The 13036-nt window shown below is 75.8% G+C and carries 1 protein-coding gene; it reads left to right on the forward strand.

Going from position 1 to position 13036, the window contains the following annotated elements; translation table 11 throughout:
- Positions 1 to 56 precede the first annotated feature (56 nt).
- Positions 57 to 13028, forward strand: coding sequence for an SDR family NAD(P)-dependent oxidoreductase (locus ACIBCJ_RS15415; protein ID WP_365981524.1), 12972 nt, complete (start codon positions 57 to 59; stop codon positions 13026 to 13028).
- Positions 13029 to 13036: the final 8 nt, after the last annotated feature.

Raw genomic sequence — 13036 nt, forward strand, 5'->3', positions numbered from 1 at the left:
CGCCAGCCGGACGTGCCGCCCCCCAGGCACGTGCCCAGACCCGAAGCGAGAAACACGTGTCCGCAGAGCACGCACGCACCGAGGCCGGGTCCGCCTGGACGCCGCTCGACGTCGTCGGCACGGCCTTCACCGAGCCCCTCCGCCGCTCCCGCACCGCCCCGCCTCCGTCCGCGGACACGGAACACCCGGCTGCCGAGGAGCCGGCCGCCGAACGCGTGACCGCCGACGAGCCGGCCGCGTCACGGGACCGCCTGAGCGGTCTGGGCCGGGCGGCCCTCGCCGATGCCGGACGGGCCGCCGACGAGCCGGTGGGGCTCGTCCTGGCGGGCGGCGCAGACGACCGGCAGGCCCTCGCCCGGGAGACCGCCGACACCCTCGCCCTGCGCGGCCCCGTACACACCGTGCCCGGTGGTCGGGTTCGGCAGGCCGTGGACCTCGCGGCCGCGACCCTGGACACCGGCGCCGTCCGTACCGTCCTGGTCCTGCTCGCTCCGGACCCCCACGGACCCGCCGGCGCCACCGCCCTGATGCTGTGCCCGGCCGACCGGGCCGAGGCCTTCGGCCACCGCGCCCGTGCCACCCTGCGCACCGCCGAGGACCTGACGGCCTTCCTCGCCGCGCCGGTGGCCGCCCCCGCCTTCCGCGGCACGACGGTGCCGGTGCCGCTGTCCGGCGCCGATCGTGCCGCCGTGGGGGAGCGTGCGGCGCGGCTGCGCACGCACGCCGACGCGCATCGTCCGCCGCTGCCCGCCCTCGGACTGGCCATGGCGGACGCCGGCGCCGACGGGCCGTTCCGCTCCGTCGTCCTCGCCGACACACACGAGCGGCTCGACGACGAACTGCGCACGCTCGCCGAAGGACGACGCAGCACCACCCGGATCGACGCGGTCGCCGAAAGCCGCGAGCGGACCGTGTTCGTCTTCCCCGGCCAGGGCTCCCAGTGGGCCGGCATGGCCGCCGGACTCCTGGAGACCTCGGACGTGTTCCGGGCCTCCGTCGACGCCTGCGCCGACGCCCTCGCACCCTTCGTCGACTGGTCCCTGCACGAGGTGCTGCGCGGCGCGCCCGGCGCCGCCTCCCTGGACCGGGACGACGTCGTACAGCCCGCGCTGTTCGCCACGATGGTGGCCCTGTCGGACCTGTGGGCCTCGTTCGGTGTGCGCCCCTCGGCCGTCGTGGGGCACAGCAACGGCGAGATCGCCGCCGCGGTGGTCTCCGGCGCCCTGAGCCTGGCGGACGGCGCACGCGTCGTCTCGCTGTGGAGCAAGGCCCAGGCGCGCCTGGCCGGGCGGGGCGGCATGCTGTCCGTCTCCGCGGCCGTGACCGACCTGGAGCCCGGGCTGGCCGCCTGGGGCGACCGGGTCGCCGTCGCCGCGGTCAACGGCCCGGCATCGGTCGTGCTCTCCGCGGATCCCGAGGCCGTCGACCTGCTGCTGGAGGAGTTCGCCGCCGACGGCATCGACGCGAAGCGCATCCCGGTCAACGTGGCCGCCCACTCCCCGCTCGTCGAGCTCATGCGCGAGGAGATCCTCGCCGGGCTGGCGCCGGTGCGGCCGCGTACGTCGAGCGTGCCCTTCCACTCCACCCTGACCCGCACGGTCCTGGACACCTCCGCCCTGAACGCCGACTACTGGTACGCCAACCTGCGCGGCACCGTCCAGCTCGCCCCGGTCGTCCGCGGACTCGCCGACCACGACGCCTTCGTCGAGGTGAGCCCCCACCCGGTCCTCACCATGGCGCTCCAGCAGACTCTGGACGACGTCGCGTCGCCCGCCGTCGTGTCGGAGACCCTGCGCCGCAACCAGGACGGTGCCACCCGCTTCCTGACGTCACTGGGACGCCTGCACACCGCGGGCGTCCCCGTGGACTGGCGGCCCGCGTACGGGCCCGGCACCGTCCCCGCCGACGTGCCCCGCGACGTGCCGGACCCGGCCCCCGCCGGCCCCGCCCCGGCCGGGCGGCCGGACGGCGCGGACCGGGAGGAGACGGCCCACCGGATGCTGGAACTGATCCGCGCCGAGGCGGCCCTGGCACTCGGCCTCGGCGCGGACACCGACGTGGACGCCACGGGCGCCTTCCGCGGCCTGGGCCTCGACTCGGTCATGGCGGTCGAACTGCGCAACCGGCTGGTCGCGGCCACCGGCCTGCGCCTGCCGGTGACCGTGCTGTTCGACCACCCCACCCCGCAGCGGCTCGCCGATCACCTCGCCGGCCTGCTCACCGGTGCCGACCCGCACGCCGCGCCCGCCGCCCGCCGCTCCGCCGGCACCGACGACCCGGTGGTCGTCGTCTCCATGGCCTGCCGCTTCCCCGGCGGAGCGAACAGCCCCGACGACCTGTGGCGGCTCGTCGTGGACGAGAAGGACGTGGTCTCCGACTTCCCCGGCAACCGCGGCTGGCACCTGGACACCCTTTTCGACCCCGAGCCCGGACGGGCCGGGAAGTCGTACACCCGGCAGGGCGGTTTCCTGTACGACGCCGACCTGTTCGACGCGGAGTTCTTCGGGATCAGCCCGCGGGAAGCCGTCGGCATGGACCCGCAGCAGCGGCTCGTCCTCGAGACCGTCTGGGAGACCCTGGAACGGGCCGGGGTGAGCACGGCGGACCTGCACGGCAGCAACACCGGCGTCTACCTGGGAGCCATCGGCCAGGACTACGGCCCCCGCCTGCACGAGGCGGACGACACGGCAGGCGGCTACCTGCTCACCGGCAACTTCACCAGTGTGCTCTCCGGCCGGGTCGCCTACACCTACGGTCTGGCCGGCCCCGCCATCACGGTGGACACCGCCTGCTCGTCCTCCCTGGTGGCCGTGCACCTGGCGGCCAGGGCGCTGCGCCAGGGCGACTGCGACCTGGCGCTGGCCGGCGGGGTGACGGTGATGTCGAGCCCCGGACTGTTCGTGGAGTTCAGCCGGCAGCGGGGGCTGGCGCCCGACGGCCGCTGCAAGGCCTTCTCCGACACGGCCGACGGCACCGGGTGGGCCGAGGGCGTGGGGGTGCTGCTGCTGGAGCGGCTGTCGGACGCGCGGCGGCACGGGCACGAGGTGCTGGCGGTGGTGCGCGGTTCCGCGATCAACCAGGACGGGGCCAGCAACGGCCTGGCCGCGCCCAGCGGTCCGGCGCAGGAGCAGGTCATCCGCTCGGCCCTCGCGGACGCCGGTCTGTCTTCGGTGGAGGTGGACGCGGTGGAGGCGCACGGGACGGGGACGCGGTTGGGTGATCCGATCGAGGCGCAGGCGCTGCTGGCGACGTACGGGCAGGGCCGGGAGCCGGAACGGCCGCTTCTGCTGGGGTCGTTGAAGTCGAACATCGGTCATGCGCAGGCGGCGGCGGGTGTGGGCGGGATCATCAAGTCCGTCCAGGCCATGCGGCACGGCGTGCTTCCGCGGACGTTGCACGTGGGTGAGCCGACCTCGCACGTGGACTGGAGTGCGGGCGGGGTGTCGCTGCTGACCGAGGCGCGGCCGTGGCCCGAGACGGGCCGGCCCCGCCGGACGGGGGTCTCCTCCTTCGGGATCAGCGGCACCAACGCCCACGTGATCCTGGAACAGGCACCCGAACCCGCCGAGACCCCGGAACCCTCCCCCGGCACACCGGCCGCGTCCGGCGCCGCGGTGCCCGGCCCCTGGCTCCTGTCCGCGCGCGGCGAGGACGCGCTGCGCGCCCGGGCCGCCGGGCTGCGCGACCACGTCGCCGAGCACCCCGACGTGCCCCTGGCCGACATCGGCCTGACCCTCGCCACCTCGTCCACCCGCTTCCCGGAGGCGGCCGCCGTGGTGGCCGAGGACCGGGAGGGCTTCCTGCGGGGCCTTGCCGCGCTGGCCGCGGGGGAGCAGTCACCCGACGTCCTGCGGGGCCCGGCGCCGTGTCCCGACGGCGGCACCGCGTTCCTGTTCACGGGGCAGGGCAGTCAGCGGGCCGGGTGTGGCCGGGAGTTGTACGAGCGGTATCCGGTGTTCGCGGCGGCGGTGGAGGAGGTGTGTGCGGTTCTCGATCCGCTGGTGGGTTGTTCGGTGCGGGATCTGCTGCTGGCGGAGGAGGGGGGTGCGCGGGCGGCGTTGCTGGAGGAGACGCGGTACACGCAGCCGGTGTTGTTCGTGCTGGAGGTGGCGTTGTTCCGGTTGCTGGAGCACTTCGGTGTGGTGCCGGATCATCTGCTGGGGCATTCGGTGGGTGAGGTGGCGGCGGCGCATGTGGCGGGTGTGCTGGATCTGTCGGATGCGTGTGCGTTGGTGGCGTGGCGGGGTCGTTTGATGCAGGAGGCGCCGTCGGGTGGGGCGATGGTGGCGTGCGAGGGGACGGAGGAGGAGGTCCGGGGGGCGCTTGCGGGGTTGGGCGGGCGTCTTGACGTGGCTGCGGTGAACGGTCCGTCGGCGGTGGTGGTGACGGGGGACGAGGACGCGGCGTTGCGGTTGGCGGGGTTGTGGAAGGAGCGGGGGCGTCGGGCGTCGCGGTTGCGGGTGTCGCACGCGTTTCATTCGGCGCACATGGACGGGGTGCTGGAGCGGTTCCGCGAGGTGGTCGCGGGGCTGGTGTTCCATGCGCCGCGGATCGCGCTGGTGTCGAACGTGACCGGCCGGGTGGCGACCGCGGAGGAGCTGGGCGACCCGGAGTACTGGGTGCGTCAGCTGCGCGGCACCGTCCGCTTCCACGACGGCGTACGCACCCTGGTCGACCGACGCGTCACCGCGTACGTGGAGTTGGGCCCCGACCCGGTGCTCACGGCCATGGTCCGGGCCTGCCTCGGCGAGGACGCCCCGGCGCTCGCCCCTCTCCTGCGCCGCGACCGGCCGGAGACCCGCACCTTCACCATCGCCCTCGCCCGGCTCGCCCTGCACGGCGTCCAGCCGGACACCGAGCGGCTCTTCCCCGGCGGCAGACGGACCGCACTGCCCACCTACGCCTTCCAGCGCAGCCGGTACTGGCTCGACGCCGCCGCCGTGAGCGATGCCGCGGACGTGGGCCTCGCCCCCGCCGGGCATCCGCTGCTCGGTGGGATGACCGGCCTCGCCGACGGCGACGGACTCCTGTTCGCCGGCCGCCTCTCCCCGCGCACCCGGCCCTGGCTCGCCCAGCACCTCATCGCGGGCACCGAACTGCTGCCGGGCGCCGCACTCGTGGAACTGGCCGTCGCCGCAGGTGACCGCGCCGGCTGCGGCACCCTGCGCGAACTCGTCCTCGAAGCCCCCCTGCCGCTGCCCGCCGACGGCGTCCGTCTCCAGATCACCGTGGGACCCGTCGACGGTGACGGCGGCCGGCCGGTCGCACTCCACTCCAGTCACGAGGAGGGCGACTGGACCCGGCACGCCTCGGGAGTGCTCGCCCCGCGCGCCGGGACGGCCCCCGCCGAGGAGGGCTCCTGGCCGCCCCCGGCCGCCCGCCCGCTGCCGCTCGACGGTCTCTACGACCGCCTCGCCGACCGCGGCTACGCCTACGGCCCCGCCTTCCAGGGCCTCGTCGCCGCCTGGCGGTCGGGCACCGACCTGTACGGGGAGGTGGAACTGCCCGAGGACCTGCACTCCGAGGCCGCCGAGTACGGCCTGCACCCGGCGCTCCTGGACGCCGCCCTGCACACCCTGCTGCTCGCCGAACCCGGCGACGAGGGCACGGTCCGGCTGCCGTTCGCCTACGACGGGGTGACCCTGCACGCCTCGGGCGCCACCCGGCTCAGGGTCCGGCTCACCCGGAACACCGGTGACGGCCTCACCCTGACGGCCACCGACCCCGCCGGACAGCCGGTGCTGAGCGTCGACTCCGTGACACTGCGCCCGGTGCCGGCCGAGCGCATCACCGGGCACACGGGCGGCTCCGCCGACGTTCCGCACCGGGTGGAGTGGCAGTGGCTGCCTGCCCCCGCGGACCGGACCGCACCCGGGCGGTGGGCGGCCCTCGGTGCCGCCGTGCCCGGTCTCACCGAGACCGTCCACCCGGACCGGGACGCCCTCACCGCCGCCCTCGACGCCGGTGAACCCGCTCCCGAGGTGCTGGTGCTCACCTGCCGCACGGACCGGGAGCGTGACGCGGGGGCGCGCGCCGCCGTCCGGGACATGCTCGGCGTGATCCGGCACTGCCTCGGCGACGAGCGGCTGGCGGCCACCCGGTACCTGCTCCTGACGCACCGCGCCGTCGCGGCCGTCCCCGGCGAGGACGTCCACGACCTGCCCGCTGCCGCGGTGCGCGGACTGGTGCGCACCGCCGCGAGCGAACACCCCGGACGCTTCGCACTGCTGGACACCGACGCCGGCACCGGCCGCGACCACGAGGCCGGCACCACCGGCGCCGGCACCACCGACGCCGGCACCGGCCGCGACCACGAGGCCGGCACCACCGGCGCCGACGACCTGCGCACCGCCGCGGCGACCGCTGTGGCCGACGGCCTGGAACTGGCCCTGCGCGACGGCCGGATGCTGACGCCCCGCCTGACACGCGGCCGAGCGGCACCGGCCGGGCCGGTCGTCCTCGACCCCGACGGCACCGTCCTGATCACCGGAGGCACCGGGGGCCTCGGGCGCCGCCTCGCGCGGCACCTGGTCGTCCGGCACGGCATCCGGCACCTGCTGCTGACCAGCCGCCGGGGACCGGACGCCCCCGGCGCCGCCGAACTCGTCGCCGAACTGGCCGACTCGGGCGCCGAGGTCACCGTCGTCGCCTGCGACACCGCGGACCGCGACCGCCTCACCGGGGTCCTGGCGGACATACCCGCCTCCCACCCGCTGACGGCCGTCGTGCACGCCGCGGGCATCCTCGCCGACGCCACCCTGGACAACCTGCGCCCCGAGGACGCCGACCGGGTCCTCGCCGCCAAGGCGGACGGCGCCCGCCATCTGCACGAACTCACCGCCGACCGGCCGCCGGCCGCGTTCGTCCTCTTCTCCTCCGTCGCCGGACTCCTCGGCACCCCCGGCCAGGGCGCGTACGCCGCGGCCAACGCCTACCTCGACTCCCTGGCCCAGCACCGCCGCGCCCGGGGAACGGCCGCGACCTCACTGGCCTGGGGCATGTGGGACACCGCGGCCGGCGGCATGGCCGCCCGGCTGGACACCGCGGACGCCGCCCGCTGGAAGCGCAGCGGCATACGCCCGCTGACCGAGGAGCACGCCCTGCGCCTGTTCGACGCGGCGCTCTCCTCCGACGAACCCCTGCTGGTCCCCGCCGCCCTCGACGTCACCGCGCTGCGCGACGCCGACCCCGCCCCGCACCCGCTGCTGCGTGCCCTCGCCCCCCGCGCCCGCCGCCGCGCCGCGACCGGGGAGAGCGCCGCCTCCTGGGCCCAGCGCACCGCGAACCTGCCGGAAGCCGAACGGCGCCGGGCCGTCACCGACCTGGTCCGCAGCACGGTCGCCGCCGTCCTCGCCCTGCCCGGCCCCCGCAGCGTCGACCTGACCGCCGCCTTCCGCGACCTCGGCGTCGACTCCCTGTCGGCGCTCGAACTGCGCGGACGGCTCGGCACGGCCACCGGCGTCACCCTGCCGGCCACCGTGGTCTTCGACCACCCCACCCCGCAGGCCCTCCTCGACCACCTGATGGAGCGGATCGCGTCGGCCCCCGCCGCGCCCGAGACCCGCACCGCACCGGTCCCCGCCGCCCGCTCCGAGCAGGACGACCCGGTGGTGATCGTCGGCATGGCCTGCCGGTACCCGGGCGACGTCCACACCCCCGAGGACCTGTGGCGGCTGGTCGCCGACGGCGTCGACGCCATCGGCCCGTTCCCCGAGAACCGCGACTGGCACGTCGACGACCTGTACGACCCCGACCCCGAGCGGCCCGGGAAGTCGTACACGCGGCACGGCGGTTTCCTGTACGACGCCGACCTGTTCGACGCGGAGTTCTTCGGGATCAGCCCGCGGGAAGCCGTCGGCATGGACCCGCAGCAGCGGCTGCTGCTCGAGACCAGCTGGGAGGCGGTCGAGAGCGCCGGCATCGCCCCGACGACGCTGCACGGCAGCCGCACCGGTGTCTTCTGCGGCGTCATGTACAGCGACTACACCTCACGGCTGCACACCACCCCGCTCAGCGTGGAGGCCTACCGGTTCGTCGGCACCTCGCCCAGCGTCGTCTCCGGCCGGGTCTCCTACACGCTCGGCCTGAAGGGCCCCGCCATCACGGTGGACACCGCCTGCTCGTCCTCCCTGGTGGCCGTGCACCTGGCCGCCCAGGCGCTGCGGGCGGGCGAATGCGAACTGGCGCTGGCCGGAGGCGTCACGGTGATGGCCTCGCCCAGCACCTTCGTGGAGTTCAGCCGGCAGCGGGGACTGGCGCCCGACGGCCGCTGCAAGGCCTTCTCCGACACGGCCGACGGCACCGCCTGGAGCGAGGGCGTGGGGGTGCTGCTGCTGGAGCGGCTGTCCGACGCCCGGCGCCACGGGCACGAGGTGCTGGCGGTGGTGCGCGGTTCCGCGATCAACCAGGACGGAGCCAGCAACGGCCTCACCGCGCCCAACGGCCCCTCCCAGGAACGCGTGATCCGTGACGCGCTCGACAGCGCCGGTCTGTCTTCGGTGGAGGTGGACGCGGTGGAGGCGCACGGGACGGGTACGCGGTTGGGTGATCCGATCGAGGCGCAGGCGCTGCTGGCGACGTACGGCCAGGGCCGGGAGCCGGAACGGCCTCTGTTGCTGGGGTCGTTGAAGTCGAACATCGGTCATGCGCAGGCGGCGGCGGGTGTGGGCGGGATCATCAAGTCCGTTCAGGCCATGCGGCACGGTGTGCTTCCGCGGACGTTGCACGTGGGTGAGCCGACCTCGCACGTGGACTGGAGTGCGGGCGGGGTGTCGCTGCTGACCGAGGCGCGGCCGTGGCCGGAGACGGGCCGGCCCCGCCGGACGGGGGTCTCCTCCTTCGGCGTCAGCGGCACCAACGCCCACGTGATCCTGGAACAGGCACCCGAAGGCGCGGCGGACCCCGGGCCCCGCGCGTCCGACGTGCCCGGCCTGCTGCCCTGGGTGGTCTCGGCGCGCGGCGAGGACGCCCTGCGCGCCCAGGCCGCCCGCCTCGCACCGCTCGCCGCGGAACTCGCCGAGGACGGCCCCCGCCGCTTTGACGTCGGCTATTCCCTCGCCGTCACCCGCTCCGCCCTCACCGACCGCGCGGTGATCCTCGCCGCCGACCGCGACGAACTCCTCGCCGGTCTGGACGCCCTGCACCGGGGCCGGGACACCGACAGCGTGGTGACCGGCCGGGACGAGGGACGTTCCCACACGGTCTTCCTGTTCACGGGGCAGGGCAGTCAGCGGGCCGGGTGTGGCCGGGAGTTGTACGAGCGGTATCCGGTGTTCGCGGCGGCGGTGGAGGAGGTGTGTGCGGTTCTCGATCCGCTGGTGGGTTGTTCGGTGCGGGATCTGCTGCTGGCGGGGGAGGGGAGTGCGCGGGCGGCGTTGCTGGAGGAGACGCGGTACACGCAGCCGGTGTTGTTCGTGCTGGAGGTGGCGTTGTTCCGGTTGCTGGAGCACTTCGGTGTGGTGCCGGATCATCTGCTGGGGCATTCGGTGGGTGAGGTGGCGGCGGCGCATGTGGCGGGTGTGCTGGATCTGTCGGATGCGTGTGCGTTGGTGGCGTGGCGGGGTCGTTTGATGCAGGAGGCGCCGTCGGGTGGGGCGATGGTGGCGTGCGAGGGGACGGAGGAGGAGGTCCGGGGGGCGCTTGCGGGGTTGGGCGGGCGTCTTGATGTGGCTGCGGTGAACGGTCCGTCGGCGGTGGTGGTGACGGGGGACGAGGACGCGGCGTTGCGGTTGGCGGGGTTGTGGAAGGAGCGGGGGCGTCGGGCGTCGCGGTTGCGGGTGTCGCACGCGTTTCATTCGGCGCACATGGACGGGGTGCTGGAGCGGTTCCGTGAGGTGGTCGCGGGGCTGGTGTTCCGTGCGCCGCGGATCGCGCTGGTGTCGAACGTGACCGGCCGGGTGGCGACCGCGGAGGAGCTGGGCGACCCGGAGTACTGGGTGCGTCAGCTGCGCGGCACCGTCCGCTTCCACGACGGCGTACGCACCCTGGTCGACGCCGGGGCCTCCGTCTGGCTCGAACTGGGCCCCGACCCGGTGCTCACGGCCATGGTCCGCGGCAGCCTGGCGGACGACGACACCGGCGTGCCGGTGGCCGCCCCGCTGCTGCGCCGCGGTCACGAGGAGACCCGCACCCTGACCACCGCGCTCGCCCGCGCCCACGTCAACGGCGTCCCCGTGGACTGGCGCGGCTTCTACCCCGGGGCCCGCACGGTGCCCCTGCCCACCTACGCCTACCAGTGGGAACGGTACTGGCTGAGCGAACCGGACGGGCCGGCCCCGGACCGGCTCACCGGAACCCACCCCCTGCTCGACGACGGCGTCGAACTGGCCGACGGCTCCGGCACCCTGTTCACCGGGCGGCTCGATCCGCGGACCCGGCCCTGGCTCACCGAGCACGTGATCGCCGGCTCCCCGCGCCTGCCCGGAGCGGGCGTCGCCGACCTCGCGCTGCACGCGGCCCGCCGGACCACCGGGGACCACCGGGTGGCCGAACTGATCCTGGAGCAGCCGCTGCCGCTGACCGAGGCGGCGGATCTCCAGCTCATGGCCGGCGCCCCCGGCGCCGACGGCAGCCGCGACCTCGTCCTGTACGCGCGGCCCGCCGGCACGCCGACGGCCCCCTGGACCCGGCACGCCGGCGGCACCCTGGCCCCCACCGGCACGGACGCGTCCGCCGCCCGCGACGAGGCCGCCCCGCTCGGCGTCTGGCCGCCGGCGGACGCCGCCCCCGTGCCCCTGGGCGGCTTCTACGACCGCCTCGCCGACCGCGGCTACGCCTACGGCCCCGCCTTCCGCGGCCTGCGCGCCCTGTGGCGCGGCGCGACCGACCTCTACGCGGAGGTCACGCCGCCCGCCGCCCCGGAGGGCTTCGCGCTGCACCCCGCCGCCCTCGACGCGGCGCTGCACACCCTGCTCGGCGCGGCCGGTGCGGACACCCGCCTGCTGGTGCCGTTCGCCTGGGGCGGTCTGACCCTGCACCGGCCGGCCGGCGAGGGCCCGTTGCGCGTGCGTCTGCGCCGCGAGGAAGGCGACACCTACTCCCTCCTGATCGCCGCCGGCGACGGCACCCCCGTCCTCGACGTGGTCCGGCTCGACCTGCGTGAGCTGACCGGCGCCGAGGACCGGCCCGCCGACGGCGCGGCCCTGTTCACCGTGGACTGGACGGAGCGGGACCCGGACGCACCGCTGCCCGAGGGACCCTGGGCGGTCCTCGGGCCCGACGCCGAGGAGATCCGCGCGGCCGTCCGCGCCTCGGGCGTCCGCACCACCGCCCATCCGGGACTCGACGACCTGATCCGCTCACTCGACGAGGGAGCGCCGCCACCGGCGCTCGTCGTCGCCCCCCTGCCCGGTGCGACCGAGCCACACGGCGGTCCCACCACGTCCGGCACCTCCGCCGCACCCGGCGGAGCGGAAGGACACTCCGGAACTGCGGCATCCCGTGGCTCCCTCGCCTCCGGCGGAACCGCCCGACCCGGGCGGCCCGCCGGGGCGGACACCCAACCCCTGCACACCGCCCTGGACCTGCTCGGCCGCTGGCTCTCCGACGAGCGGCTGGCCGCCTCCCGGCTGGTCCTCGTCACCAGCGGTGCCGTTCCCGCCGAGAGCGGCGACCGCCCCGACCCGGCCCGCGCCGCGGTCTGGGGCCTGATCCGGTCCGCGCAGTCCGAGCACCCCGGACGGTTCACCCTGCTCGACACCGACCACCACCCGGGCTCCCGCCGGGCCCTGGCCGTCGCACTCGCCTCGGCCGAACCCCAGGTCGCCCTGCGCCGCGGCCGCACGCGGGTGCCGCTGCTGCGCCGCCACCCGAGCCCGCCGGCCGGTTCGCGCCGGGCGCCCTTCGACGAGCACAGCCACGTCCTGATCACCGGCGGCCTGGGCACGCTCGGCCGGCTCCTCGCCCGCCACCTCGTGGAGCGCCACGGCGTACGGAGGCTGCTGCTGACCGGCCGCCGCGGCCCGCGCACCCCCGGCGCCGAGGAGTTCGCGGCCCTGCTGGAGGCTCTGGGTGCCGAGGTCACGATCGCCGCCTGCGACGCGGCCGACCGGACCGCCCTGGCCGCCGTCCTCGACGGCGTCCCCCGGGACCGGCCGCTGACCGGTGTGCTGCACGCGGCCGGAGTCCTGGAGGACCAGGTCGTCGAGACCCTCACGCCGGACCGCCTCGACCGGGTCTTCGCCCCCAAGGCCGACGCGGCCGTCCATCTGCACGCGCTGACGCGCGATCTGGACCTGACCGCGCTCGTCCTGTTCTCGTCCCTCGCGGCCACCCTCGGCACCGCCGGACAGGGAGCCTACGCGGCGGCCAACGCCTACCTCGACGCCCTGGCCGGAGCCCGGCACGCCGACGGAGCGCCCACCGTGTCGCTGGCCTGGGGGCTGTGGGCCGGCGAAGGCGACATGACCGCGGGCCTGGACGAGACCGACCTGCGCCGGCTGGCCAGGTCCGGCGTCGGCGCCCTCACCGCCGAGGAAGGGCTCGCCCTCTTCGACGCCGCCCTCGCCGACGGTGCGCCGGTCCTCGCACCCGGCCGCTTCGACCTGCGCGACCTCGACCCCGGCACCGCACCGCCCGTCCTGCGGGGCCTGCGGCCCGACATCGCCGCACCCGCTCCTGCCGCGGCCCCGGCCCACGGACTCCAGGACCGGCTGGCCTCGGCACCCCACACGGAACGGCGCCACATCATTCTCGAAGCCGTACGGTCCGAGGTCGCCGCCGTCCTCGGACACGTCACCCAGGACCGGATCCCGGCCGACCGGCGCTTCCAGGACATGGGCTTCGACTCCCTGACCGCCCTCGAACTGCGCAACCGGCTCACCTCGGTCACCGGCGTCCGGCTGCCCCCCACTCTCGTCTTCGACCACCCGAGCCCCGGCGCGCTGGCGGAGCGCCTGGGCGAAGACCTCACCCCGCGCACCGAGCCGCGGGAGTCCGCCACCGGCGACGACGGCAGCGCCGTGGACCTGATGAGCACGGACGAACTGGTCCGCCTGGCCCTGGGCGAGGCCCGCCCCGAACAGCTCTAGCAGCGAGT

It is taken from the genome of Streptomyces sp. NPDC051136 (assembly GCF_044455745.1).
GTDB lineage: Bacteria > Actinomycetota > Actinomycetes > Streptomycetales > Streptomycetaceae > Streptomyces.